Raw genomic sequence first — 25,730 nt, 5'->3', positions numbered from 1 at the left:
CGGACCACGGTTTTCAGCGAGGCTCTCGCTCAAAACCGTGGCTTCTTCTGGTTGAAAGCAGATCAACAAATCTGCTCATGCCCCAAATGTTCTGGATACTCCAACTGGATCGTGGAGTGCTCAATACCAAACTCACGCAGTTGCGCCTGGGCAAGATCTAAAATTCCAGCGCCAATGCCTTGGTCACGGTCAATCACTAAATGACAGGTGGCCAGCGGAGTCATGCCGTCGGTGGACCACACATGCAGATCATGAACAGCTGCCACCCCGGGCAATGCTGACAAGGATTCGGCTACCCGCTCGGTGTCTACTCCATGGGGAACTCGTTCCAACAGCACCTCAGAGGACTGCCACAACAAGCGCAATGAACGAGGCAGGACCAATGCCACGATGACCAGAGAGGCGAGCGTATCCGCCGGGGTCCACCCCGTCCAGCGAATCACCAATGCTGCGATGATGACCACCACTGAACCAATCAGGTCCGCCATTACATGCAGGAAAGCTCCCTGAACATTCAGGCTCTCCTCCTGTTGTCGAGATAGCACCCAGGCGGAAATCGCATTCGCTAATAGCCCAATCACCGCGATGATGAGCATCAAGCCGGTATCGATCTCGTGTTCACCTCCGAGACGAGCGAATGCCTGGATAAGGATCCAAACCACAACCGCACTGACGGTAATCGCATTTATGAGTGCAGCGAAGACTTCTACCCGACGGTGACCATAGGTTGCACGCGCCGTGGCTGCACGACGGCCGATCAGTGCGGCAAGAAGAGCGATGATTAATCCAGCGGAATCCGAGAGCATGTGCATGGCATCTGAGACCAGAGCCAGCGAGCCGGAGAGCAGTCCTCCGATCAGCTCAACAAGAAACACTGTTCCAGTGACCGCGAGAGCCACTGAGAGTGCCCCCATGGGTCCGGTAGCGACATGGATATCCCCAAGGCCGTGAGAGTGGCCGTGGCTGGCTTCTTGGTCCATCCTTCCCAAGCTAGTCCCCCATCACTCCGGAGGCTAGAGAACATGTGTGCGCAGATCCCGATAACCACAGCATCCCCTTCACAGGACGTGCGAGACGCTAGATCCTTTTGATCTAACCCTGCGCCAAATAGAACGCACACCAAAAAAACTCAGGCGACCAGATCCCCCGATCTGCTCAGCGCATAAGAAAAGGGCCACCTTCCAACTTTCTGGAAGATGACCCTGATCTATCTTTCTATCTGTGGAGCATAGGAGAATCGAACTCCTGACCTCCTGCTTGCAAAGCAGGTGGAGCAACCATGCAGCTAGAGACATTATCTGGTGAGAGTCGAGCTCATGAGACGACACTGTAGACCCCGGCGTGCCATACACGTGCCATTCCGATAGTCCGAATAGCGTCTGCTGATCTATTATCTCGCTAAGAAAGAGTGTTTACCCAAACTGCGGTGAAGACCGCACTCGCAGGCTCCCTCGATCGCGAAACAACCCTGGAAGGAAATCACACGCATGAAAGAAAAATCTCGGCAATCATGGTGCGAATATGATGATTTTCTGTGCGATTCAACATGCGTCCTTTCAAGCGCCGAAAAGAAACTACGCGAAGCGCATCGGCACTGGCATGCCTGCGGAGATAATTATCATGATCCTGAAGATTTTCGCATAAGCCTTAACGCCCTAATCCAATCCTTGAGAAACGTTACATTTGCACTCCAAAGCAGCAAATCGCTGATATCAAAATTTGAAGATTGGTACCCAAGTGAGCAAGCCAAAATGCGTGAGGATTCGCTTCTACGATGGATTGTTGAATCTCGAAATAAGATTGTAAAACAAGGAGATTTAACCACCTTTTCCGAGAGTTATGTCTCAGTAATTCGAGACTATTACGACGAAGCCAAAATCCTAAAAAAGGAACTTGACAGTTGGAATTCACTCCCTAACATATCCATAGTAGAGAATAAGGACGAAAGAGAAGCCAAACCTGTCGAAATGCCTCTGCATGAAATAGTTGAGTCCCTACACCTTGAGCATCTCCCGCTGAGCATTCAGCAGCGGATTACTATATATTTGGAACGTCAATGGGTCGAGGAATCTCTACCAGAATATGAAATTCTAACGGTCCTCACTTACTGCTACTCTCAACTCCGACTTCTCATAATTCGTGCACATCAGATCACCTTAGAACAAGAAAAAGATTGCACAGATACCTTTGAGAACACGAAATGCAAAAGTTACAAGGACATAGAATCTGACGGTCGACTACCCTGCATGACCAGCACACGTGGTTTTCGCTCCACTCGCCGTAGATACTTCGACGGCAGCGAAGTAACCGAGTATCGAAATGTGCCCGCTGTAATCGACTCTAAAGTCGCCCTAGAAGTCGCAATGAGTGGTAAGTATGGGACCCTACCAAAATTTCCTTACGAGAAAATCGGGACAGCACAAAAGCCGGAACAGCTTCGAACTCTGCTTTCCGTATACTCAGAAATTGCGAAAGGAATCTTGCTCTCTGGCGAGGACCACGGTTGGTTCAGCCACTATTTCCGATCAGGGATACAAGTCGATACTCGTATCCACATGACCTTAGATGCGCAGGGTAAACGCGCGATCGCCGCTGAAATTGCATACACCGCTATGAGATGTAGCGCGGATACAGTTGTAATGATTAACGAAACTTGGGTATCGGAGTTTAGAACCACAAGAGATGGAGCTCTATACCCGGCATCACTTGATCCGGAGCGTAAAGAAGGCGTACAACTAAGCGCGCTGTCCCGATCGGGAGCTTACGCGATGATGTTTCTTCCCTTCGAGGTGGTCTCCGAATCAGGTGGCTTTAGAGAAGTTCGACTTGAGAAAGAAACGGGAGTTTCCATCGAGCAGGATTTGTTTTTTGCCCCGTTATCTGAAGTTTGGAACTTGCGAAAGAAGCCTCTCAAAGGGGAAGCATTCTGGAGGGCTCAGCAGGCAGCTAAGGACAATAATTCTAGACCATCTACCGACTGATACCAAAGTGCTTGGCAATCGCGGCTACGGAATCCCCGGCCTGGCGCATGGCTCTGAGTTCAGCGACCTGTTCAGAAGACAGCACCGTCTTGTGACCCTTGTACTTACCCTTGGCCTTGGCAATGGTGATTCCCTCGCGCTGTGGCTCGAGGAGCATGGATCATTCAAATTCAGCCACGGCACCAAGCATCGAGAGCAAGAGCGTGTTCATCCGAGAATCTTCACCCGTGAACTTCAAGTTTTCTTTATGAGATTCCACCGCAACACCCTTGCCCGTGAGTTCACGAACCACCCGGCGCAGATCCTCAAGGTTTCGCGCCAAGCGATCCATCGAGTGAACAACTCGTAATGTCCCCCCCCCTCGCGCGCATTATCAAGCAAGCGCACAAGCTCAGGACAATTAGCGTCCTTACCACTGGCCTTATCGATGTACATACGCTGGACGGCCACGCCATCGAGATGTCACTCTGTGTTCTGGTCGATGGTGCTAACTCGCTGATATTCGACGCACATGGCGTGTGTCCTGTTCGCCGGTTGGTGAATATCTAATTAGACTCTAAATCGTGAAGAGCCAGTTATCGTAGACCAGCTTGTGGCAGGCATCGACGGCGACCTATTAGACGAGTTCCCAGCCCATCCCGAGTGATTTCGCCGTGGCGGACACACTCATTCGGTCGATGGCCAGGCGCTAGAGGACCCATCGGGTGACCCGGTGGGTCAGCTTCGCGCCATCATCGGCGCATCTGAGTGTGGCCTGGAAGATCTTCCTGTCGCAGATGGTGTCCGTGCAGGTGAAGCGCGGACGCTGACGTGCAGACGGGTAGGGAACCCGACGACGGGAAGATCTACGAGCTGTCGGGTGACATAGTCTCGAAGCTCTCCGCGTCGGGAACATTCAGTACAGGCGTTGCTCACGGCCACCGCTGTGGCGTCGATGATGGTGATATTTCCGGCATCGGTCGCACCTGTGATCTTCAGTCCGATTTCGCCCGCTCTGGCAGAGGGTGTCGGCGACAAGGTTGCCACTATAATGCACAGTAGGGTCTTGGTTCGGCTGGGTGGAAGCGTCGTAACTCTCATCTTGTGACCTGTCAGGGCCCCGGCATGTTGTGCCACCCCGATCCCTAGCCCGCGGTCAGCTACGCACTCTAGATCGTGAAGAACCAGTTAACTTGCGATCGAACTTGCAACGCTGAACAAACTCCCAGTTCAGAGCGATGAAATCTGCAAGTTCCGCCCTCTTATAGATCTCCTTAAGTGAGGTTTCCTGCAATCGGGGAACTTCGTTCTTCTCCCTTCAGCGCAGTGAAGATGAACGGACCGGCTTCGGCGGTCCTTAATCCGAACTGAGACAAAGAGAGCATCCGTGACTTCACGGTCCCCCGGGTGGGGGACGATCGTCTTCGGCTGTTGTGAGAAACACCGGGCCTCTCACTGGCCAGTGGATCAAACACCCAAAGAGGGAGGGCACCAAGCTTTACCCTTCTTGCGGTGGCCGGTTAAGGAGCGGAGGAATCACCAAGGTTCCGACCATCGGTAAGTGGTGGAGCTGGCCGAAGAGTCAGCGACCGACCGCACACGGCACCCTGAAGGTACCCAGCAAGGAAGAAAAGACCCGGCCGCGCCTAACTCCACCGTGGAGCAGCCTAGGGCGATCCCGGGTTGTCGTCTGCGGTGTCGATTCTCTTCATGAGCTCGGCGGGGCAGAATTCCCGGACACACATGTAGACACCGACGATGGTGGAGATGCTCTCCTGACCGAGGACCCGACCAATTTTCTTCGGGGTGGCTCCGGCTTCAGAGAGCCGGGTATTCAACTAGTTACGCTCGTAGTGGGGGGTGATCCGCGCGGTGACCCCTGCGCGGTCCGGGGCCGCGGGGAAGACCTTTTCCGGTACACCGTGGTCCATCACAGGCTCCCTCAGTAGCGATTGTGGTGGCGTAGCAGCCCTCATCGGGCTTGTTAGGTGCCCACGTGATCGCGGACAATGTGGATGAACTCAGACAGCACGGGAACCGTCCTGTAGCCGGCCTGTGCCTTCGGCTCATGGTGGACCATTGTGGAATGCCCATCTTAGTCTTGGGCGCGGACACGGCTCCCTTCCACTGTGATGGATTCGGCTCCGGAGGGAGATATTGCCTCTCCGGATCACCAGGGCTTCTCCGAGGCGCAGACCGTGGAACAGACACAACACAGTGACTAACTGGTACCAATGCGGAGTCTTGTTCAGTATCGAGAGTATGTCAGCGGTAGCCGGCAGTTCCTTGGTCTTCGGCTTCACCCACTGGCGCGCAGCTCGGAGGTTCACGACGTTGTGTTCAAGGTACCCGTACTTCGCTGCCCTCGCGATAGCCACGCGGAGCTTCTCGTATGCGGAGCGGTTACCGGGTGACGTATCCAGCCAACCGGGTGACGTATCCAGCCAACCGGGTGACGATGCGATCCCACCACTCCCCCTCCATTGCCACCGTGAGCCGGCCAACGAGGACCGCACACAGGGATTAATCGTTCAACACGCGGTTGGTGACCACCGCTGAGTAGGTGGCGTACGTCGAATCACGCACACCGGCCCTCATCACTGACAGCCAATGTCCCACGGCTTCGCCCACCGTTGGAACAGTGCCCCTCACCTTCTCCAGCGCCTGCGGCTCTCAGGATCTGAGATCGATGGTCTTCCGCACATCCCCCAGCCATGCGAGAGCAGCGAGTTTGTCCGGGAATGTGTCGGGTGCCTTGTAGATTTTTCCGTCCGGTCCAAGATATCGAACCTGGATCCGTCTGCTAGGCAGGTTCCGTGTCGAACCTCAGAAATTGCGTGCCATAACCGTGCCATAATTACTCATGTCCTCCGTCGGACAGTCAGGACGGACGGATTGTCATACCATAGGGAATCTTTCCTTGGGTTAAGGGACAAGAAATGTGTCGGGAATTCCTGATAAACCCAGGCTAACCCACCAATATCAGGGATATATTGCTCCCACAGAGCAATACCAACCACCCTCACCGACCACACCTAGAACCCGTGCTAAGCACCCATCGGTTTCATATCCAGGTGAGCAGAAACCGACCACGCTGCCCGATATGCGGACACACAACAAAAAAGAACGGCACCACCAGCAAAGCAACCACCCGCTGACGATGCACCGACTGCGGACACTCCTTCCTACGCACCACCCAACAAGACCACCCCAACGCCACCACAATGAGAACCTTCATCACCTGGGCCACCAGCGACCAATCCCTCACCCACTGCGCACAAACCCATCACACGACCAGGGCAACCCTATCCCGCTGTTTCCAGTGATGCTGGTGGATCACTCCACCCTCATCTATCGATACGCAGCGCATCCACGACCAGATCTTCATGGACGCGACCTTCATGGCCAGCGGATGCCTGCTCATCGCTTCCACTACCACCCACGTCATCAACTGGTGCTGGGCACACACCGAAAACGCCGCCGCTTACCGCGAACTTATCAACGACATCCCCGCACCCCTGATGGTCGTCATCGACGGCGGCCAGGGTGCCTACTCAGCCATCACAGCACTCTGGCCGGCCACCACGATCCAACGCTGCTCAAGTCCACGCCCAACGCGCTGTTCGCCGCCACACCACCAGCCGCCCACGTACCGCAGCAGGAAAAAGTATCTACCATCTAGCGCTGACACTCACCAGGATCCACACCCTGGACCACGCAGCACAATGGGTAGCAAACCTGCAGGACTTCGGTGCTATCTACCACGACTGGCTCAACCACAAAACCACCGTCCAAGACCCAGTCACACGCCGGTATCAGCAGGTCTTTACCCACAAACAGGTTCGCGCGGCTTATCGCTCATTGTTATCGCTCTGCCGGCGCAACCTGCTGTTTAACTACCTCCAGCACCCAGCCCAGGCATGTGATCCCGGCTTATTCGCGGCAACCACCAATGTTCTAGAAGACGGGTTCAACGCGCCTATCAAAGAGCTTGCTCGCCGGCATCGTGGTTTATCGACACCGCATCAACGCACAGTCGTTGACTGGCGGTTGCATTTAAAAACACAGACTCCTGACGACCCAGTCCAGGTCACCAGGAGTCAATCATGGGGTCAAGCTGCACTTTCCAGGGAGCGTTGCTTGACAGAGCATGAAAGCACCCACCTAGATAACAACGAGATCGGTGCACCTGCAGGGTACGAGAACACAGCGGTTGATTCTGATTATCAGCACGCTATGGGCATCCAGAAATGCTGGGCAGGACGCTAAACCTAGGGAGATAAGCCAGCGGACACGCCCGGGATCGACACACTTTTTGTCCCTTAACCCTCCCTTAACCCCCGATCTGCTCAGCGCATAAGAAAAGGGCCACCTTCCAACTTTCTGGAAGATGACCCTGATCTATCTTTCTATCTGTGGAGCATAGGAGAATCGAACTCCTGACCTCCTGCTTGCAAAGCAGGTGCTCTACCAATTGAGCTAATGCCCCATGTCCCTGGTGGGCCTAGCAAGAATCGAACTTGCGACCCCATCGTTATCAGCGATGTGCTCTAACCGACTGAGCTATAGGCCCTTGCTGGGAACGAAATGTAACATTACACACTAGCCCGAGATTAAGGCAAATCGCCTGGTTAACAGCAATAAAGCTGCCACCAAGCGACACCTTAAAAAGCCAGATCTAAACTCTATTCAGCCTCTTCTTGCAGGCTGACTGTCAGCCCGCCAAATAGGTCAACGATGGCGTTGTAAATCACTGCAGACAGCGGAGCTAGAACGCTGGTAAGAATTGCCCCGATCGCGCCCAGCAGCGTCGCCACGGAGATAACCATGCCGAAGGTAATGACCTGGTCCCCGCCGACACCACCGATAAGGGAATTGACTTGATCCCAGACTCCCGCCGCGCCCATCCCGAAGTAGAGCAGAACTACCGCTAGTAACCAGGCCACCAGTCCCACTAGGGACATGGCGAGCCCGACGCGGAAGGCGGACAGGGGCGAGATGCGAGTGACCGCTACGTCTCGTGCCGGCATGCGTTACTCCTTGGAATCCGGGTTGATTTCATCTGACTCTACGCCCGCAACGCCCTCTATTTTGCCCTGATTGCGCTTAGCTCGATCAGCTGGTCCATCAACGTCTCCCTTAGCAACGGCCTCTGCAGCCTCTTCGCCCTGATGCTCGACGTTCTTATCGATAGCCAGAAGCTCGATGTCATCTTGAAGATTGACCAGGCGCACACCCATCGTCGCGCGCGAGGAAGGACGAATCTGGTTGACCTCGGTGCGAATAACGCCACCGGCGGAAGTAATAGCGAAGATCTGATCGTCTTCATCGACGGCTAGTGCGCCGATAAGGCGGCCACGCTTGGGGGTGTACTTGAAAGTAACCACACCGAGCCCGCCACGGCCCTGAGCCGAGTAGTCGGCCATCGGAGTGCGCTTGCCATAGCCGCCGGAGGTAGCCACCAGTAGGTAGTCACCGTCGCGGACCACGCTCATGGCCAATAGCTGGTCATCATCACGGAAGCGCATGCCCTTGACGCCTGCGGTGGCCCGACCCATGGGTCGCAGCTGATCATCGCTGGCGGTGAAACGAATGGACTGACCATGCTCAGAGACCAAGAGAAGATCATCATCTTCGCTACACAGGACAGCACCGATGAGCCGGTCATCCTCACCCAAGTTAATGGCGATCAAGCCAGCAGAACGAGCGGACTCGTAATCCGTCAGACGGGACTTCTTCACTCGACCGTGAGCGGTAGCTAGCGTCAGGTAAGGAGCATCATTGTAGGACTGAAGCTGAATAACCTGAGCGATCCGCTCCTCCGGCTGGAACTCCAACAGGTTGGCCACGTGCTGGCCACGAGCGGTACGAGAGGTCTCGGGAAGCTCATAGGCCTTGAGCCGGTAAACACGGCCAAAGTTGGTAAAGAACAGGATCCAGTCATGCGTGGAGGAGACAAAGAAGTGCTTGACGATGTCGTCCTGCTTGAGCTCTGCTCCGCGCACACCCTTTCCACCCCGCTTCTGAGACTTATAAGCGTCAACCTTGGTGCGCTTGGCGTAGCCGGTAGAGGTGATGGTGACCACCACGTTCTCCCGGGCAATGAGGTCTTCTTCAGATACGTCGCCGGTGGCGGCAATGATCTGGGTACGTCGTTCATCGCCGTAGCGGGAGACGATCTCCTCCAGCTCGTCGTGAACGATCGTGCGCTGGCGCTCAGGGCTAGCCAGAATGTCCTTGAGATCAGCGATGACCAACTCAATATCAGCGAGCTCATCGACGATCTTCTGGCGCTCTAGAGCAGCCAAGCGACGCAACTGCATCGCGAGGATGTGATCGGCTTGGATCTCATCGACGTCGAGAAGCTCCATTAGACCGGTACGCGCCACATCGACCGTCGGGGAACGGCGAATCAGGGCAATGACCTCATCGAGCATGTCCAAGGCCTTAACCAGGCCGCGCAGGACGTGAGCACGCTTCTCAGCCTCGTCAAGGCGGTACTGGGTCCGTCGGACAATGACCTCGATCTGATGCGCGACGTAGTAGCGCAGCATCTGATCCAACCGCAGAGTGCGCGGCACCCCATCAACGATGGAGAGCATATTGGCGCCGAAGTTGGTCTGCAGCTGAGAGTGCTTGAACAGATTATTGAGCACCACACGCGGCACAGCATCACGCTTAAGGGTGACCACAATGCGCAGGCCCACGCGATCGGAGGACTCATCCTCGATCTTGGAGATGCCAGCAAGCTTGCCGTTGGAAACTTGCTCAGCAATATTGGCGATGAGGTTGTCTGGGTTGACCTGGTAAGGCAGCTCAGTAATCACAATGGTCTGGCGGTTACCCACCTCTTCGATGGAGCTCACACCGCGCATCCGGATCGAACCACGGCCGGTGGTGTAAGCATCCTTAATGCCTGAGTCACCGACGATCAGACCGGAGGTCGGGAAATCCGGGCCCTTGACGAAGGACATGCAGGCCTCGAGGGCCTCCTTCTCATCCGCATCGGAATGCTCAAGCAGCCAATAGATGGCATTAGCCAGCTCATTGAGGTTATGCGGCGGGATGTTGGTGGCCATACCGACGGCGATGCCGCCGGAACCATTCATCAACAGGTTGGGAACGCGAGCCGGCAAAACGTCTGGCTCTTGAGTCTTACCGTCATAGTTCGCAGAGAAATTGACGGTATTCTCACGAATATCCCGGACCATTTCCATGGCCAACGGGCTCATCTTGCACTCGGTATAACGCATGGCGGCGGGGCCGTCATTGCCGCGAGAACCGAAGTTACCCTGGCCATCAACCAGCGGATAACGCATGTTCCACGGCTGGGCCAAACGCACGAGAGTGTCATAAATTGCCACGTCACCGTGCGGGTGGAACTGACCCATCGTGTCAGAAACCGGACGGGCGGACTTTACATAACCACGCTCCGGGCGGTAGCCGGAGTCAAACATCGCGTACATAATGCGGCGGTGGACGGGCTTCATACCATCGCGCACCTCGGGCAGTGCACGGCCCACAATGACCGACATCGCATAGTCGATGTAGCTAGTCTGCATCTCCTCGTTGATGTCAATCGGGAGGACACGGTCGAAGAGTTTCTCGCCACCGGTGGTGTCGTCGCTCATAGTCACCTTCTTGTAGGGGTTTAGATACCTCTATCTTAGCCCCCATACCTCCACAAGGGCTCTCAGTATGCTTATCGACGCCCCGATCTCCAGAATCTGCCACCATTCTGGTATCACTGAGGCATGGCCATGACGTTGAGACTCACTCCCGAACAAGATCGCGCATTAGCACTACTGGCTCAAGCACAAGGATCAAGCAAACACGAAGCTGCCGTGCGCGCCATTGCTTCCGCTGCCGCCCGACTCCTCAACGACGAGGTGGTAGCTCAACTTGCCCGCGATCTCATTCCTGGCCGCACGAACCTAGAGGCCACAATCCGCCAAGCCCGCCCATGAAACAAACCACATCGCTGCACTCCCCGATCGCAGGTTTAAGCCCCGAGCAGCTACTGATCATTGCCGATCAGTTTTGTGAAGTTCACAGAGTTCGGGTGCGCAGTTTTTCCGCCTTGGTGGCGGCCGCCGCAGTTCCTGGCGCCAGAATCGAGGGCATTGCGGTACATGCCGACCCCACAGCCGCTGAAACTGCACTGGCGCAGACGCTGGTCCTTCTAGAACCCTTAAGCGGGAAGAATGTCGAGTTCGCTCACGCCTGCACAAAGATCTACCGGCGCTTAAGCAGCTAAATTGCCCCGCATGAAGCAAATATTGCTACCAAAAAGTCTTGAACTCATGTCGACACAAAACCGATGACATTTGTGTAAAGTTGGCGATCGTTGTGATTATAGTTAACTAGTGTTACCAAAGTGACTATGGCGGAAGAATCACAACTTCCATCTTTTCTATGCTTGCTCGAGCGACTTAGACTGTTTGCTATCAACCACCAAGCAAAAACCCTCCTAGACTGGATATCTCATCGGATTCGACCGGAAAGGTATCCCCCATGTCTAACTTGTCCCAGCTGCTCAACGAGGACACTCGCCCCGCAGTTGCCGCCGACCTAGCCACTTTTGCTGATGCCACGGTCGCTGAACAATCTGGTATTTCAGGCATCGCGCTTAAGGGTGCGATCGCTACCGCCAAGAAGCTTGACTCAAATATCATCACCAAAGGTGTTAACCGTCTACTGCCAGAGATCCTCGGTGAGTTAGAACGTCACTGGCAAGATTTCCAGGACGCTCCCACGGAGGATTTCGGAGACTTTCTCGCAGGTCGTAGCAGCCAAGTAGTTGACTCAGTGATGTCAGTGGCTGACCGAAACGCCGAGCAGATCACTATCGCCCCACTGGCTAAGGCCTATAACGGCTTGCGTGGAAAAGGTGCAAAGTTCATCGAACCAGCTATCCCAGAGTTTGGCCGCATCCTGCAAAAGCACATGGCTTAACTACCCTTAGATAGCGTTTTAGCGCCGCCACTGAGTATTTCAGTGGCGGCGCTAAAAACTAGTTCAGCCGAGCTTCCTAGACGTCCAAGAAGCGGACATCCTTGGCCTTACGGGTGATAAAGGATCGCCGGGCAGCGACGTCATCGCCCATGAGGATGGAAAAGAGCTCGTCGGCACGCTGGGCGTCGACTAGATCGACTCGGCGCAGGATGCGATCGGTCGGATCTAGGGTGGTCTCCCAGAGCTCGGAGGGGTTCATCTCACCGAGACCCTTGTAACGCTGGATGCCATCATTGGTGTTGATCTTGCGACCAGCGGCCAGACCTTCGGCAACCAATTCGTCGCGCTCGGTATCCGAGTAGGCGAATCCTGGATCGCCCTTAGACCACTTGAGCTTATAAAGCGGTGGGTTAGCCAAGTAGACGTGACCATCATCGATCAGCTGCGGCATGAAGCGGAATAGCAGAGTCAGCAGCAGGGTTGCGATGTGCTGGCCATCGACGTCGGCGTCAGCCATGAGGACAATCTTGTGATAGCGCAGTTTAGCGACATCAAATTCCTCATGGATACCGGTACCCAGTGCCGTAATAATGGCTTGAACCTCGGCGTTTTTGAGTACCTTGTCCATTCGAGCCTTCTCAACATTGAGGATTTTTCCTCGCAGCGGAAGGATCGCCTGGTACATCGAGTCACGGCCGGCCTTCGCAGAACCACCTGCGGAGTCGCCCTCCACGATGTAGAGCTCAGAGGCAATTGGGTCCTTAGAACGACAATCAGCGAGCTTGCCGGGCAGTCCGCCCAAATCGGTAGCAGACTTGCGCCTGACCAGTTCCCGAGCTTTACGTGCGGCGATACGAGCTTGGGAGGAGGAAACTGCCTTGCTAACAATCGCCTTAGCTTCCGCCGGATTGGCTTCCAACCAATGGCCCACATGCTCATTGACCATGCGCTGAACGAAAGAACGGATCTCCGTATTACCCAGCTTGGTCTTGGTCTGACCCTCAAACTGAGGATCACCCACGCGCACTGCCACGATGGCAGCTAGGCCTTCACGGCAATCCTCGCCGGTCACATTGGGTTCTTTGTCCTTGATCAATTTATGATCGCGGGCATACTTGTTCATCAAGCTGGTCAGCGAAGAACGGAAACCCTCTTCATGAGTGCCGCCCTCATGCGTGTTGATCGTGTTAGCAAAAGTGTGCACGGACTCCTTGTAGCCGGAGTTCCACTGCATTGCGATCTCGACCTCATGATCATCACCCTTGGCTTCAAAAGCCACGATTGACGGGTGAATCTTGGTCTTGCTCTTGTTGAGGTAGTCGACATAATCGGCTAGGCCGTCCGGGTAGTGATAGACAGTCTTTTTCTCACGCTTTTTCGGCGGCTTCGGCGCCTCGCCGGCAGAAACGTCTACGACCTCGGTGTCGTCGAAGGAAGGACCGTCCAAAGAAGTAGCGGTATCGCCTTCTTCAGCTAGAGCTTCAAGCTCCAATTCCTTCTCGCTGACACGCTCATCCCTGAGGGTGATCGTCAGTCCCTTATTGAGAAAAGCCATCTCCTGAAGACGACGCGCAATCGTGTCGTAGTCAAAATCGATGGTCTCGAAAATCTCAGCGTCCGGCCAGAACCTAATCGTAGTGCCAGTTCCTCGGGCATTATTGCCCTCAACCAATTCTTCCGGAATGGAGTAATTGAAGTTCTGGAACCAGTGCTTTCCATCGCGCTTGATATCCGCTTCAACGCGAGTGGATAGGGCGTTGACCACGGAAATACCGACGCCGTGGAGGCCGCCGGAAACCGCATAAGAATCAGAGTCGAACTTGCCGCCGGCGTGCAGCTGGGTCATGACAACCTGAACGGTTGGTGCGCCACTGGGGTGCATTTCGACCGGAATACCACGGCCATCATCGGCCACCTGGACGCCACCATCAGCCAGCAGGGTTACATCAACCTTGGTAGCCTCACCCGCCATTGCCTCATCAACAGAGTTATCCACGACCTCCCATACCAGGTGGTGCAGACCTCGGGGACCGGTTGAACCGATGTACATTCCAGGGCGTTTACGTACAGCTTCGAGACCCTCGAGAATGGTGATCGATGATGCATCGTAATGGTTATCAGCGGTAGCCACGTTGAACGAGCACTCCTCGCTAGCAGTTAGTTTCAGACTTATTCATTCTACACCCTGTGGGTGCCTACCAGCCAAGACCCTAAACGTCTCCGAGGGCCACTGACACGCGTTTTTGAATGGATAACCAGATATTTTTGGGCGTTTTCTGGCCCTTCCGGATCCGGAGTGCGTAGCGGGCGTCCACTGACGTGTCGGTGAGGCGGAGATGAGGGGGTCCTGGGTGGTCTTGGGTGCAGGAGTAGGAACCGCCATCCTCACACCCCCAGGACCCCCAAATTCCTCCGCCACGCGCTACCTCACGGAACGCATCGCCGCGTCATCGGGAAGAGCGGACGTGGCTTCCTGTGTACTTATCGGTCCCGGGAGCATCCCGTCGCCGCGGCCCCTTCTTGCGCCGCTGCCACCGCAGGCCATCGGCGCCCGCGGCCAGCAATCGGTCGAGGGTGTCGCCGCCAGGGTGTGCCTGTGCTTACGTATCATCCGGCGCGACCAGTCGACAGAAGACCTCTGCCAGGCCGGTCCGTCAAATCCCTTCAAACGGGCCATGTGGCGGCGGGGCAGATCCGGTGTCGCATTCTCTGTTCACGAGGCACAACCCTCAGCCGACAACCGCGCTCACCGAACCTCTCCCACCGTCAACCCTAGCGGGCTACTAAGCTAGGAAAACTTATTCCCGAAAACGATATAGGCCATCAAACAGCCTTCGATTAACCTTAACGACATTAGAAGATCTAAATGACGCCCAGGGGCCCGCAATATGTCGTAGGATCCCTCTTGACATCCGAAGTAAGTGCCGCTTACTACGGCCCACTACCTTTGAAAGGTGCTATGCGTTCGACAGTTCTTTCTCGTTCAGGAACTGCGGCCACAATTGCTGCGCTTGTGTTTACGTTCTCTAGTGGAGTTGCCTCGGCAGCTCCGGACGACGGAATGCCAGCGAGCAACCCGGCCGCTATCACCGACACGACCCCCAGTACGATTGAGCGCGTTTCTGCAGACGGGCTCGACTCCAAGGAGTTCGAAAGAGCGCTATCCGAAGCAGCGCACGAACTCGAACAGTCCGACCTCGCGCGGCGCGTGGACGTCGTCGGAGATGTGGAATTTTTCGTTTACACCTTGGAGGACGGCCGAGAACTGGGAATTCCAGCAGCGCTAACCCAGCCATCCCCCTTGGTCAGTGGCGGCCCAGCCATTGCTGGTCCATGGATCGAACTGACACCCCTCGAGCAGCAAATGCTAGCGGGCGGGGCCACAGGGTTCCTCGCCGCAGCCCTTTGCGCTGGTAGTTTCGGAGCCGCATGTGGAATCGCTGGCGCGGTAGCTGGCGCCGCGATGGCTTACGTTGGAACTAGGGGCGTGTGCCCGAACAATCAGCGTATGCTGATCGAATTCACATGGGGGGGGAATGTCCGTGGCGCTGCCTGCCGGTAAGAACGATTCGAGGAATAACCATTGGATGTTCCCACTTATCGTCGCGGGAACCATGATAGCTCTCGCGGTATTCCAGATGATTGATTGGACTCCAGCAATTTGGGCCAGCGGCGTAATGGCTCTCAGTTCGGCCGGGGCCTATTACATCAACAGGAAGACCGCCCGCAACCAGCCTCGGTAGGCTAACTGATAATTCAGAGCTCAGGCGTTTCTTTCGATCTTTGCGTGCATTGGCAGCCCTTCCGGTTCCGAAGTGCGTAGCGGGGGTTTTCCGATGATGCGGTGAGGCGAGGGTTCGAGGGGTCCTGGGGCGTGTGAAGATGCGAGTTCCTACACCAACATCTCACACCCCCAGGACCCACTTTGAACGCTACCGCCAGCCTGACCGCTGACACCATCTGCCGCACCGTCGAACTCGGAGTAACCATCACCGGTGCAGCGCTCGACGGAGAGCAGACTCGCTTGTTCTGTTCCCCAGCGATCGTTGATCCGACGTGCCCCGAATGCGAAGTGGCCGGCACTCTGCGAGACCACGTCGAACGCAAGGTCACCGACCTGCCGATCGTGGGCTATCCGACCAGATTGCAGATTCGGGTACCACGTTTCACCTGCAACAACGACGAGTGCGAATTGAAGATTTTCCAGCAGCGCATGCCGTTGTTGGCACAGGCCCGCGCCAAGACCACCGGCCGGTGTACTCGCTGGATCTTGCAACGCTTGGCCGTCGACCGCACCAGCGTCTCCGCCGTCGCGAAAGCTCTGGGCCTGGGGTGGGATCTGGTTAACGACCTGGCGTTGTCGAAGATCCGTGACATGGTCTACGACCAGCCTGGGCACTTCGACCGTGTTCGGATTCTCGGGGTGGATGAGCACAAGTGGAAGCACGTTCGCGGGGATGGCAGCGAATCATTTGTGACCGTCCTGGTGGACCTTACACCTGTAGTGGACGGCACTGGCCCGGCCCGATTGTTGGACATGATCCCGGGGCGCTCGGCGAAGGTGATGAACGATTGACTCACCGCGCGTGACCAGGTATTTCGTGACCGGATCAAGGTGGTGACCATGGACGGGTTCGCCGGCTACCACTCTGCTGCGGCCAAGTCCGTTCCTGCAGCTCGCACGGTAATGGATCCGTTTCACGTAGTGCATCTAGCGGCCGAGAAGCTCACTCTGTGTCGTCAGCGCATTCAGCACGAGACCACTGGGCACCGCGGCCGCACCGGCGACCCGTTGTACGGGATCCGCAGGGCGCTGAACACGCGTGCTGAGCTGCTGACTGACAAGCAGAAGAGGCGACTATGGGAAGCGTTCACTGCCCATGATGCGCACGTCGGCGTCGAGGTCGTCTACGGCGTCTACCAGCGGCTCATCGATGCCTACGAGGCCTCCGGCAAGCGTGAGGGCAAGATCGCGATGTACAAACTTCTCAAGTCGATCAAGTCTGGTGTGCCGAGGGAACTTCCCGAGCTCGCACAGCTCGGCAGGTCGATGTGGAGGCGCCGGGCGGAGATCCTCGCCTACTTCGATACGCGGGCCTCCAACGGCCCCGTCGAGGCCATCAACGGTCGCCTCGAGCACCTCCGCGGGATCGCTTTGGGCTTCCGAAACCTACGGAACTACATCCTGCGGTCACTCATCCATTCTGGTCAGCTTCAGGCACGGATCAATGCACTCTGATTCCGGAAGGGCCCGTTTTCTGATTTATCCGAAGCCCTATCCATAGGTATCTCGTGGCCCGCGACCTTTGACATGAAGAGGTCCTTTTCGCCAACTTGGCGCCTTCGGACCAAAGATTTTCAGCTCCACAATCATATTGGGGCCAACCTTTTCCGCAATGGCCTGAAGAATCTGTCGCTGCATCATTCGGAGGTTGGTTGCCCAGGCGGTGGAGTCACAAGTAATAAAAACCGTCTTGTCTTTGACCATCTCTACTCGCGTGTGTTGGGCAATCTTCTCCCCCACCAACTCATCCCAGTTTCCATAGACCCAGCCACCAGCAATACCTTGTGACCAGCCACGACGTCGGATTTCTCCACCGATGAGCGACCCGACATTCGAGACCTCCAACGGCCTACGACGACGGCCATCCATTGCGCTGGGGATACCTCGTCGACGAATACCTGGATAACCAGCTCCGGTCGCTTTCTTAGCAGGTGGCGTTTTCCGCGCTACCGGCGGTTTTCCGCCATTGCGTTGCGCAGCTGCTTTACGCATATTCTCGAAAGCATCATCGACTGGATCAGCCATCTACGCCCTCCTGCTCAAGCACACTGATTCGTCCTTGTTGTTCGTCTTTAACCTCGACTACATAGCGATTAACTGGAGTCTTTGGAGAATCGGCCAAACTGACAGGAAGATCACCATCAACTGCGGCAGTAATAAGCACTTGTTCTGCAGCGGCTGCCAAAGTGACGAGCTTTTCCCTCCGTCCTGCGTCTAGTTCAGAAAAAACGTCATCAAGAATAAGGACTGGATCAGTGCCATCCGAACGGAGTAGGCCAAACTCTGCCAACCTTAACGCCAGAGCAAATGACCAAGTCTCGCCGTGAGAAGCAAAACCTTTGACTGGTTGATCACCAAGTTTGAGCAGTAGATCATCACGATGGGGTCCAACTAAACTGGTTCCCCGATCAATCTCTCGTTGGCGGATTCTTCCCAGCTCAGCAAGCATTGCAGCCTCTACAATTTCCGGATCGCTGCCTTCTGCAGGCACCGTAGAAGAGTAGTCAACCTGGACCGATCTGGATTCAGGGGCGATTGCCACATAGGCATCATCGATGTGTTCTGCCAACTGCGAAGCCACACTACGACGAGCCGCGATGATCTGAGCACCCAACCCCGATAGCTGCGAATCCCATACGTCAAGAGTAGCTAGAGCCCCTGCTCCATCGGCATCTCTATAACCACGCCGAAGTGTCCCGCCAGCAGATTTCAACAGAGCATTGCGCTGACGCAAAACTTTGTCATAATCAGCTTTCACGCCAGCTAAACGCGGAGTGCGAGTAGCAATAATATTATCCAAATAACGTCGCCGTTCCGCTGGTTCGCCTCGGACCAGCGCAAGATCTTCTGGGGCAAATAGCACGGTGCGTACGACCCCAAGTAATTCTCGAGGAGTGTTCAACTTCGTGCGATTGATCTGTGCTTTATTAGCCGAATGTGCTTTGAGCAGCAGATGAGCAGTAAGTTCTCGTCCTTGGTTTACTGCGGTGATCGAGATGCGCGCGCTATCAGAACCAGTGCGTACCAACGGTGCATCATGTGAAACCCGGTGAGATCCCAAATGCGCGGCATAGCCGATGGCTTCAACAATATTGGTCTTGCCAAAGCCGTTTCTACCAACGAAAAGGGTGATTCCAGGCTCCAGTGTTAGCGATAACTGGGGCCAAGACCGAAAATCACGCAGCTCGAGTGTTCTGATGTAGATGCTCAGTCACCTCCCGGTCAACCGGTCTAACCCGGCAGCCGCACCGGCATGAGCAGATAAGTAAATTCCGTCTCCGGAGTGGTGAAGGTTCCATCAGCATCAGCTTCCGGCAGCTCAGCAGGTTCCGGTACCAAAATCGCAGGCCGTGAAGGTTCAGTAAAACCAAAGACCACACGATTGGTATGAACGACACCGAGGCCTTCTCGGAGGTACCCAGGGTTAAAGGCAATGGTGAGCTCATCGCGGCCGACAAATGCGCAAGGAAGACGCTCTTCAGCGTGGCCAGAATCTGCACCGCCAGCGGAAAGCACTACTTCACCTTCCGTAAATTCCATTCGAATCTGGGCATTGCGTTCAGTGACCAGGCTGACACGACGGATAGCTTCTTGCAACGGAGCAATTTCGACCGAAGCCATAGCGGTATGAGTTTTTGGCAACAACGGCTGGATATTGGGAAAATCAGCGTCCAGCATACGGGTGGTAGTTTCTCGGTTTTCGGTGTGCACACCGAATAGACCAGCACTTCCAACCTGCTCACCAGTACCCACAGCGAGCTCGACAGGATCAGTAACGTGACTGTCAAGGGTGCGAGCGTTTTCCAAAAGTGTCTTTGCCGGAATGAGTAGCTTGGCCTGGATATCGGGAGAAGAAGGCTCCCACATGCAGGTGCGCAAAGCTAGCCGAAAACGGTCAGTCGCAGCCAAACTCAGGTAGGGACCATTGATCTCAATATGCACGCCAGTCAGCATCGGCAGAGTTTCATCTTTGCCCGCTGCAGTAGCCACCTGAGTGACAGCTTCGGCGAACAAACGAGGATCAATCGTGCCGGTGACCTCAGGAAGACTAGGAATCTGTGGGTAATCATCCAAAGGAATTAGCGGGAGCTCAAAGCGAGATGAGCCGCAGGAAAGCAGCGCCCTGGAACCCTCGACCTGAAGCTCAACCGGCTTGTTGGGAAGCACATTAACAATTTCTGCAATGAGCTTGCCGGCTACTGCGATACGTCCGGGCTCGTTGACCTCTGCTGCGATGCGTACTCGAGAGGAAACTTCGTAGTCGAATCCTGCAAATTCTAGGCCTGCGTCATCAGCGGTAATCAACATAGCTCGCAGGACAGGTTGGGTGACCTTATTGGGCAGGCTCCTAGCTACCCACGCTACCGCGTTGGCGAGGTCATCCCTGGCCACCCGGAACGACACTGTTTGCGACTCCATGCTGTCGGACTCCTCGATGTCTTTGTGATCGGTTCAACAACCGAGCGAATAACAAACTCCAACGTACCTCATGGCCGATGCTCAGCCGCATCAGCTTTTTGTCATTTGATCTTCGCCTCGGCCTTGATGGCCGAAGCTTTTGCAACTTGTCCCCACACTCTCTTTCTTCTAGGAGAATTACTAGTTAAAAGACGGCAGTAACAGTAAGTCCTGTGCAATCTGTGGATGGGACCCTAAATCACAAGGTAGCCGTGCCAATCCAGGATGTGATTCTAGGTGTCAGATTCCTGTGGATAACTTTTCCCGACTGTGGATAACTTTTGGCTTCCGAGGTTTCTCCACAATTGTCATTTGGTTGTGCACCTTGTTTTAACAGGAAAGATGTAGTTATCCACAGGCCCTGGAAGCTTCTCAGCAGATGAGATTTGTGACGTGAATCTCCTAATTACAAAAGTGTAATTACACAGGTGTGAGTGAATCTGTGGACAATTTTGAGCAGAAAAACCAAATTTTTTGTTTTTCAGCTGCTCGAGCTGAAAAACCCAGTTAGAAAATGACAAAACCCCAGACACCTCAAGGTGTCTGGGGTTATCTCAGTAGTCCTAGGCTTAAAGCCTGCCGCGATTTTTAATCATCTGCGTGAGCTGCTGAATCTCATCGTAGGTATCGCGCTTTTCGGTCATTTCTTTACGAATTTTTCGATCTGCGTACATGACGGTGGTGTGGTCTTTGCCACCAAAATGAGCACCAATTTTCGGAAGCGAGAGATCAGTAAGCTCCCGACAGAGATACATTGCCAGCTGACGGGCATGGGCTACTGCCCTGGTCTTTCCAGCACCAGTGAGTGTGTCCATCGTGATACTGAAATACTCAATGGTCACCTCCATGATGGTGGCTGCGGTGATCTCAACATCAGCGGCATCCGGGAGGATATCGCGAAGAGCGATCTCCGCCATCTCCTGATTAATCGGCTCATTGATCAACGATGAGTAGGCAGAGACACGAATTAATGCGCCCTCAAGCTCCCTGATCGAAGACTCAAAACGGGAGGCAATGAGCTCCAAAACACTGCGGTCGACATGAGTTCCATCGGCCTGGGCTTTTTTCTCCAAAATCGCGATGCGAGTCTCTAGATCCGGAGGTTGCACATCTGTGATCAGCCCACCTTCAAAACGAGTGCGCAGTCGATCCTCAAGCGTGGTCAGCTGTTTAGGCGGACGGTCGGAGGACAAAATGATCTGTTTATCTGCCTGATGAAGCGCATTGAAGGTATGGAAGAACTCTTCCTGAGTTCCTTCCTTGCCCTCCAAAAACTGGATGTCATCGACCATGAGGATATCCAGATTGCGGTAGCGACGTTTGAAAGATTCCTGGCGGTCGTCGCGCACTGAGTTGATGTAATCGTTGGTGAATTCCTCGCTGGATACATATTTCACCCGCAGTCCTGGTTGCAGAACCTGAGCGTAGTTGCCAGCCGCATGGAGCAAGTGGGTTTTTCCTAGGCCAGAACCTCCCCAGATAAATAGCGGGTTGTAGGCCCGGGCGGGGTTTTCGGATACCGCCACCGCTGCACCGTTAGCGAAACGGTTGGAGGAGCCAATCACGAAGCTCTCGAAGGTGTACTTCGGGTTGAGAGATTTCTCTCTATTTGGGTCATGAGCAGGCTTTTCTCGCGGCAATCGCTGGCTTTGATTATAGCCAGGCGATGATGGTCCAGGACCCCACGGCACTGGGTTTCCCGGAGTTTGCGCCGGCGCTTGATTCATTGGCGCAGACGGGGCTGGGCTAGGCGCGGGAGCTGGTGGCTGCTCAACGTGGGCATGCGAGGTAGTCCACTCCGGAGTCGCCCGAGAAGTCGGCCGCTGGTTGGACATCGGCATATCCATTTGAGTTTGTACCGGAGTAGCTGGAGGATCCGGAATTGCCTCGGGCTGAACGCTTACCGCAAGGCTGCAGGGGCGACCTGTCCGCTGGGAGAGCACCTTGACGATATGCTCGCCGAGATCATTTTCGATGACTTGTTTGGCCATGGCATGTGGAGTGGCCAACAACGCATATCCATCGACCAAAACGATCGGTTGTGCCAGTCCGAGGAATGCTCGCTGCTGGTGCGTAAAGGTGGGTATCTCAGAGTCTGGCCGTTCGGACTGCTCGAGCAGTTCGGCCTTGATTTCCCGCCAGGTCTGCACCAATGATGCTTGCTGATCCGACACTAATTCCTCGTTCCTTGGGTTATTGAGACATCCCATATCTCCCCTTTTGGGCTGTGGCTGCCGGGTCTAACGGTGGATAACTTCCACCGTGTTTCCACAGGCCTGTCCGCACGGGATTGTGGCTGCTACCTCGCCATGCACAGAAGTATCCACACCTGTGGATAGATTCTGCGATTTTCGTTGTCCACAGCCTACTTGAATGTCTGTGGATAACACTATTTACGCTATTTCTAGCGTTGACCTGCGTCATTTCGGTCGATATAAATAGTGGTCAACGGAAAACTAAAAGTTGTCCACAGGCGAGCAATGAGCGGTCTGTGATTTTCTGTGATTATTCTATTGTTACTCGGTGGCCTCGTCCGCTGTCTAACGCTGAGCATGGATGATGTTGTTGAAAGCAGGTGTAAGCCGCCCCAGGGCACCCTCTCGTCAGGGAAACTTGGGTAGTGACCTGCCCCTAATCTCATGGTTGTCATTTCAGGGGCACCCATGGAAAGTGGTAGAGGGCTGGTGTCTTTGATTTGTTCGAAACTGTGGAATACGCGTAGTCTGACATGGTCTATCGCATCACCGGGCACGCAGTCCCATGTCTTAACCACATGAGGGCGGCCCGCCGGAGGATGTGAGTGAGAGCAAAGTCGGCACCGAATTCGGGCCGCGGCGAACCCTCATCCGGGTAATCAACGTCGCGCGTTTGTGTGGACTATGCGCGCCGCAGGCGGGAACCTAAATTCGGTTCCGGTCGGAGGCATCTCGAACCGTACATTTCATCTAACGGATGACCGAACCCGCTCGGTCGCCGCGTTACACAGAGGAGTTTTACCGTGGCAAAGGGCAAGCGGACTTTCCAGCCGAACAACCGTCGTCGTGCACGCGTGCACGGCTTCCGTACCCGCATGAGCACCCGCGCAGGTCGCGCCATCGTTTCGGCACGCCGCCGTAAGGGTCGCGCCAAGCTGACTGCTTAAAGGAGTTACCTCGGTGCTTCCGAAGCAGCACAAGTTCACCTCGCCAGCTGAATTCAGCCGGACGATCAAGCGTGGACGCCGCACCGGAACGCGCACCGTGGTGGTCCATGCAATGGACCACTCCCGAGCAGCAGGCGCTGAGGTCTCCCATCAGGGTGGGCCTCGAGTCGGGCTCATAGTTTCCAAAGCCGTCGGGAATGCAGTGATCCGTCACCGCACCTCCCGGCGGCTTCGGCATGTCTGCTCATCGTTTTTCGATGATCTTCCAATCACCACAGACCTTGTGGTGAGGGCACTGCCGGCGGCAGGGGCGGCGTCGTCAAGCGATCTTGAACGTGACCTGCGGCGAGCCCTGCGGAAGCTAGCGATTTTGGGATGAGTGAGCAGATTCCGGCCCCTAAGGGGCCTATTGCACACGTCCTGGTGGCGGCGGTTCGCTTCTACCAAAAATATCTGTCACCCCTTAAGATGGGGTCGACCTGCCGTTTCGAACCTACGTGCAGCGCCTATGCTCTGGAGTCGGTTTCCCGGCACGGTGCGATTAAAGGCGTCATCATGTCGGTGGCTCGGCTGAGCAAATGTGGTCCTTGGCATCCGGGTGGATATGACCCGGTCTGTACACATGACCCGACATCAACTGATATCAAGGAGTTCTGACACACGGTGCTCAACTTCATCTACTGGCCAATTTCGGCCGTCCTGTGGTTCTGGCACAAAGTTTTCAGCTTCGTGTTGGATCCAGATTCTGGCATCTCCTGGGTGCTCGCGATTGTCTTCCTGACATTTACCATCAAGACTCTGCTGTTTAAGCCGACCATCAACCAGCTGCGTTCCAGCCGGAAGATGCAGGACATGCAGCCGCAGATGCAGGCAATTCGCGCCAAGTATAAAAATGACCAGCAGAAGATGATGGAGGAGACGCGCAAGCTCCAAAAAGAGATGGGCGTCAACCCAGTCATGGGTTGTTTGCCGATGCTGGTGCAGATTCCAGTGTTCATCGGTTTGTTCCACGTCTTGCGCTCCTTCAACCGTACGGGTGAAGGCGTCGGTCAGCTGGGAATGTCGATCGAGGAAAACTACAACACCCCGAACTACATCTTCTCTGTCCAAGACGTTCAATCCTTTATCGACGCTCGTTTGTTTGGCGTGCCGCTTTCTGCCTATATCTCCATGCCGGAAGATATGTACCAGGCATTCCAGCCGGTCGATTTCGGTCGGTGGGACATCATCATGGTGGCCGTGCCGTTGGTCCTGGTCATTGCGGTGGCTACTCACTTCAACGCCCGTATCTCCATTGATCGGCAGAAGGCACGGATTGCTTCCGGTAAGCAGGCCGCACCGGTTGGCGATGCAGCTCAAATGATGCAGAATCAGATGGGCATGATGAACAAGATGATGCTGTGGGTCATGCCCCTGACCATCTTGTTCACCGGCTTCCTGTGGCACATCGGACTGCTGTTCTACATGGTCTCGAACAACATCTGGACTTACTTCCAGCAGCGTTATATCTTCAAAAAAATGGACGCTGAAGAAGCTGCCGAGGAAGAGGCTCGCAAGGCACTCAAGCGAACCTCAGCGCCTGCACCAGGCGCCCGTAAGGTGCAAAAAAAGAAGAAGAAGTAGTTTTTACAGCAACTCTGACACAGCCACCGCATTCCAGAACCGGAATACGGTGGCTGTGTCAGTTTCTGTCCAGGGTGCCGGTAGTGTCTAGATTATGACTGAGACCCACAATCTGGAGCCGACCCCCGCCGTCGCTGCTGAAATTTTCGGCGACCGGCTGAGCCTTGCCGAGGCCTATCATCTCTCCCTGGCTACGGACGGCTCTACCAGGGGTTTTATCGGCCCGCGGGAGGTACCGCGCCTATGGGAACGACACATTCTCAACTGTGCGGTCATCGGTGAAGCAATGGATTATGGAGTCACGGTTGTCGACGTCGGTTCAGGCGCCGGATTGCCGGGAATTCCTCTCGCGTTGGCTCGCCCAGATCTAGAAATCACCCTCATAGAACCTTTGCTCAAGCGGTCGGTGTATCTAACTGAGGTGGTCAACTCGCTTTCCTTGGTTAACGTCACCGTTATCCGGGGTCGTGCTGAGGAAAAATCACTGCGTCAGAGCTTGGGTCGGGTTGATGTGGTGACTTCTCGGGCAGTTGCACCGCTAGGAAAATTAGCTGGCTGGTCTTTGCCGTTGGCCAGAATCGGCGGTTGCATGCTGGCGATGAAGGGATCTACCGCACCTGAGGAACTTGATCGCGATGGCGAAGCTATTCGTCGGGTTGGTGGCGGCAGCCCAGAAATCCTCACCGTAGGTAACGCGCAGCTTTCTGAGCCGACTACGTTGGTGCGGATACCACGGGTGCGGTGATGTTCATCAGCACGCACTAAGGTGGGAGCAGGTCCCGGTCGCGTTAAGCGGCCGGTGTCAATA

At 55.2% G+C, this 25,730-nt stretch carries 20 protein-coding genes, 3 tRNA genes and 4 pseudogenes; 12 read left to right on the top strand and 15 right to left on the bottom strand.

Going from position 1 to position 25,730, the window contains the following annotated elements; all coding sequences use genetic code 11:
* Window positions 1–62: 62 nt before the first annotated feature.
* Window positions 63–980, bottom strand: a complete 918-nt coding sequence (locus C5L39_RS09755; protein WP_123048718.1) for a cation diffusion facilitator family transporter — start codon at window positions 978–980, stop codon at window positions 63–65.
* A 242-nt stretch (window positions 981–1,222) separates the two neighbouring features.
* Window positions 1,223–1,283 (bottom strand) — tRNA-Ser (locus C5L39_RS09750).
* A 204-nt stretch (window positions 1,284–1,487) separates the two neighbouring features.
* Here C5L39_RS09750 and C5L39_RS09745 point away from each other — a divergent pair.
* Window positions 1,488–2,981, top strand: a complete 1,494-nt coding sequence (locus tag C5L39_RS09745; protein WP_126268754.1) for a hypothetical protein — start codon at window positions 1,488–1,490, stop codon at window positions 2,979–2,981.
* Here C5L39_RS09745 and C5L39_RS10895 read toward each other — a convergent pair.
* The 4 genes and pseudogenes from C5L39_RS10895 to C5L39_RS10985 all read right to left on the bottom strand — a co-directional run bounded on the left by C5L39_RS10895 (window position 2,971) and on the right by C5L39_RS10985 (window position 5,756).
* Window positions 2,971–3,494, bottom strand: a pseudogene (locus C5L39_RS10895) (recombinase family protein). The gene C5L39_RS09745 and the pseudogene C5L39_RS10895 overlap by 11 nt on opposite strands.
* A gap of 106 nt (window positions 3,495–3,600) precedes the next feature.
* Window positions 3,601–4,017, bottom strand: a pseudogene (locus tag C5L39_RS09735) (transposase family protein); the annotation flags it as partial.
* A 610-nt stretch (window positions 4,018–4,627) separates the two neighbouring features.
* Window positions 4,628–4,798 carry a hypothetical protein gene (locus tag C5L39_RS10745; RefSeq protein WP_165858031.1) on the bottom strand — a complete coding sequence of 57 codons (171 nt, stop codon included), beginning with the start codon at window positions 4,796–4,798 and terminating at the stop codon, window positions 4,628–4,630.
* Between the two features lie 835 nt (window positions 4,799–5,633).
* Window positions 5,634–5,756 (bottom strand): hypothetical protein, encoded by a 123-nt coding sequence (locus C5L39_RS10985; protein ID WP_484029505.1) that lies wholly within the window; start codon window positions 5,754–5,756, stop codon window positions 5,634–5,636.
* Window positions 5,757–6,034: 278 nt separating this feature from the next.
* Between C5L39_RS10985 and C5L39_RS09725 the strand changes: the two are divergent.
* Window positions 6,035–7,229 (top strand): annotated as a pseudogene (locus C5L39_RS09725) (IS1249 family transposase).
* A 147-nt stretch (window positions 7,230–7,376) separates the two neighbouring features.
* Here C5L39_RS09725 and C5L39_RS09720 read toward each other — a convergent pair.
* From C5L39_RS09720 to gyrA, 4 genes are all read right to left on the bottom strand, one after another.
* Window positions 7,377–7,449 (bottom strand) — tRNA-Ala (locus C5L39_RS09720).
* Between the two features lie 7 nt (window positions 7,450–7,456).
* Window positions 7,457–7,533 (bottom strand) — tRNA-Ile (locus C5L39_RS09715).
* A gap of 112 nt (window positions 7,534–7,645) precedes the next feature.
* Complete coding sequence (locus C5L39_RS09710; protein ID WP_123048715.1) at window positions 7,646–7,990, bottom strand: DUF3566 domain-containing protein; 345 nt, start codon at window positions 7,988–7,990, stop codon at window positions 7,646–7,648.
* Between the two features lie 3 nt (window positions 7,991–7,993).
* Window positions 7,994–10,591: a DNA gyrase subunit A gene (gene gyrA / locus C5L39_RS09705; RefSeq protein ID WP_123048714.1), complete on the bottom strand. Its 2,598-nt coding sequence runs from the start codon at window positions 10,589–10,591 to the stop codon at window positions 7,994–7,996.
* A 123-nt stretch (window positions 10,592–10,714) separates the two neighbouring features.
* On the opposite strand from gyrA, the gene C5L39_RS09700 reads away from it, so the two are divergent.
* The 3 genes from C5L39_RS09700 to C5L39_RS09690 all read left to right on the top strand — a co-directional run bounded on the left by C5L39_RS09700 (window position 10,715) and on the right by C5L39_RS09690 (window position 11,915).
* On the top strand, window positions 10,715–10,927 hold the full coding sequence (locus tag C5L39_RS09700; RefSeq protein WP_123048713.1) for a CopG family transcriptional regulator: 213 nt from the start codon (window positions 10,715–10,717) through the stop codon (window positions 10,925–10,927).
* Entirely contained in the window at window positions 10,924–11,217 is a 294-nt protein-coding gene (locus C5L39_RS09695) for a TetR family transcriptional regulator (protein ID WP_123048712.1), read from the top strand. The genes C5L39_RS09700 and C5L39_RS09695 overlap by 4 nt, the downstream gene beginning before the upstream one ends.
* Before the next feature lie 257 nt (window positions 11,218–11,474).
* The gene (locus C5L39_RS09690; RefSeq protein WP_123048711.1) at window positions 11,475–11,915 is read left to right on the top strand and encodes a DUF6918 family protein; all 441 of its coding nucleotides are present in this window, start codon (window positions 11,475–11,477) and stop codon (window positions 11,913–11,915) included.
* 76 nt (window positions 11,916–11,991) lie between these two features.
* On the opposite strand, the gene gyrB is transcribed toward C5L39_RS09690, so the two are convergent.
* Entirely contained in the window at window positions 11,992–14,046 is a 2,055-nt protein-coding gene (gene gyrB / locus C5L39_RS09685) for a DNA topoisomerase (ATP-hydrolyzing) subunit B (protein ID WP_123048710.1), read from the bottom strand.
* Window positions 14,047–14,874: 828 nt separating this feature from the next.
* On the opposite strand from gyrB, the gene C5L39_RS09680 reads away from it, so the two are divergent.
* Together C5L39_RS09680 and C5L39_RS09675 are read left to right on the top strand one after the other, a co-directional pair.
* The gene (locus tag C5L39_RS09680) at window positions 14,875–15,477 is read left to right on the top strand and encodes a hypothetical protein (protein ID WP_123048709.1); all 603 of its coding nucleotides are present in this window, start codon (window positions 14,875–14,877) and stop codon (window positions 15,475–15,477) included.
* 363 nt (window positions 15,478–15,840) lie between these two features.
* Window positions 15,841–17,154, top strand: a pseudogene (locus tag C5L39_RS09675) (ISL3 family transposase).
* Between the two features lie 36 nt (window positions 17,155–17,190).
* On the opposite strand, the gene C5L39_RS09670 reads toward C5L39_RS09675, so the two are convergent.
* The 4 genes from C5L39_RS09670 to dnaA all read right to left on the bottom strand — a co-directional run bounded on the left by C5L39_RS09670 (window position 17,191) and on the right by dnaA (window position 22,331).
* On the bottom strand, window positions 17,191–17,724 hold the full coding sequence (locus tag C5L39_RS09670) for a DciA family protein (protein ID WP_123048708.1): 534 nt from the start codon (window positions 17,722–17,724) through the stop codon (window positions 17,191–17,193).
* Entirely contained in the window at window positions 17,717–18,904 is a 1,188-nt protein-coding gene (gene recF / locus C5L39_RS09665; RefSeq protein WP_123048707.1) for a DNA replication/repair protein RecF, read from the bottom strand. The genes C5L39_RS09670 and recF overlap by 8 nt, the downstream gene beginning before the upstream one ends.
* Window positions 18,905–18,930: 26 nt before the next feature.
* Window positions 18,931–20,118: a DNA polymerase III subunit beta gene (gene dnaN, locus C5L39_RS09660; RefSeq protein WP_123048706.1), complete on the bottom strand. Its 1,188-nt coding sequence runs from the start codon at window positions 20,116–20,118 to the stop codon at window positions 18,931–18,933.
* Window positions 20,119–20,726: 608 nt separating this feature from the next.
* Window positions 20,727–22,331, bottom strand: coding sequence for a chromosomal replication initiator protein DnaA (gene dnaA, locus C5L39_RS09655; protein WP_123048705.1), 1,605 nt, complete (start codon window positions 22,329–22,331; stop codon window positions 20,727–20,729).
* A gap of 824 nt (window positions 22,332–23,155) precedes the next feature.
* Here dnaA and rpmH point away from each other — a divergent pair.
* From rpmH to rsmG, 5 genes are all read left to right on the top strand, one after another.
* The gene (gene rpmH, locus C5L39_RS09650; RefSeq protein WP_123048704.1) at window positions 23,156–23,299 is read left to right on the top strand and encodes a 50S ribosomal protein L34; all 144 of its coding nucleotides are present in this window, start codon (window positions 23,156–23,158) and stop codon (window positions 23,297–23,299) included.
* A 13-nt stretch (window positions 23,300–23,312) separates the two neighbouring features.
* Window positions 23,313–23,678, top strand: a complete 366-nt coding sequence (rnpA, locus tag C5L39_RS09645; protein WP_123048703.1) for a ribonuclease P protein component — start codon at window positions 23,313–23,315, stop codon at window positions 23,676–23,678.
* Window positions 23,675–23,956, top strand: a complete 282-nt coding sequence (gene yidD / locus C5L39_RS09640; protein ID WP_123048702.1) for a membrane protein insertion efficiency factor YidD — start codon at window positions 23,675–23,677, stop codon at window positions 23,954–23,956. Before rnpA ends, yidD begins: the two co-directional genes overlap by 4 nt.
* A 6-nt stretch (window positions 23,957–23,962) precedes the next feature.
* Window positions 23,963–24,922 (top strand): membrane protein insertase YidC, encoded by a 960-nt coding sequence (yidC, locus tag C5L39_RS09635; RefSeq protein ID WP_123048701.1) that lies wholly within the window; start codon window positions 23,963–23,965, stop codon window positions 24,920–24,922.
* 94 nt (window positions 24,923–25,016) lie between these two features.
* On the top strand, window positions 25,017–25,667 hold the full coding sequence (gene rsmG / locus C5L39_RS09630; RefSeq protein ID WP_123048700.1) for a 16S rRNA (guanine(527)-N(7))-methyltransferase RsmG: 651 nt from the start codon (window positions 25,017–25,019) through the stop codon (window positions 25,665–25,667).
* Window positions 25,668–25,730: the final 63 nt, after the last annotated feature.

The organism is Corynebacterium alimapuense, assembly GCF_003716585.1.
Classification (GTDB): Bacteria; Actinomycetota; Actinomycetes; order Mycobacteriales; family Mycobacteriaceae; genus Corynebacterium; species Corynebacterium alimapuense.
The sequence above is the reverse complement of the archived record's forward strand: the minus strand, read 5'-3'. Positions and strand labels throughout refer to the sequence as shown.

Bases quoted from the DNA above. Each gene is read 5' to 3' on its own strand.
- C5L39_RS09755 (WP_123048718.1), bottom strand. From the start codon at position 980: ATGGACCAAGAAGCCAGCCACGGCCACTCTCACGGCCTTGGGGATATC.
- C5L39_RS09745 (WP_126268754.1), top strand. From the start codon at position 1,488: ATGAAAGAAAAATCTCGGCAATCATGGTGCGAATATGATGATTTTCTG.
- C5L39_RS09710 (WP_123048715.1), bottom strand. From the start codon at position 7,990: ATGCCGGCACGAGACGTAGCGGTCACTCGCATCTCGCCCCTGTCCGCC.
- gyrA (WP_123048714.1), bottom strand. From the start codon at position 10,591: ATGAGCGACGACACCACCGGTGGCGAGAAACTCTTCGACCGTGTCCTC.
- C5L39_RS09700 (WP_123048713.1), top strand. From the start codon at position 10,715: ATGGCCATGACGTTGAGACTCACTCCCGAACAAGATCGCGCATTAGCA.
- C5L39_RS09695 (WP_123048712.1), top strand. From the start codon at position 10,924: ATGAAACAAACCACATCGCTGCACTCCCCGATCGCAGGTTTAAGCCCC.
- C5L39_RS09690 (WP_123048711.1), top strand. From the start codon at position 11,475: ATGTCTAACTTGTCCCAGCTGCTCAACGAGGACACTCGCCCCGCAGTT.
- C5L39_RS09680 (WP_123048709.1), top strand. From the start codon at position 14,875: ATGCGTTCGACAGTTCTTTCTCGTTCAGGAACTGCGGCCACAATTGCT.
- C5L39_RS09670 (WP_123048708.1), bottom strand. From the start codon at position 17,724: ATGGCTGATCCAGTCGATGATGCTTTCGAGAATATGCGTAAAGCAGCT.
- dnaN (WP_123048706.1), bottom strand. From the start codon at position 20,118: ATGGAGTCGCAAACAGTGTCGTTCCGGGTGGCCAGGGATGACCTCGCC.
- yidD (WP_123048702.1), top strand. From the start codon at position 23,675: ATGAGTGAGCAGATTCCGGCCCCTAAGGGGCCTATTGCACACGTCCTG.
- rsmG (WP_123048700.1), top strand. From the start codon at position 25,017: ATGACTGAGACCCACAATCTGGAGCCGACCCCCGCCGTCGCTGCTGAA.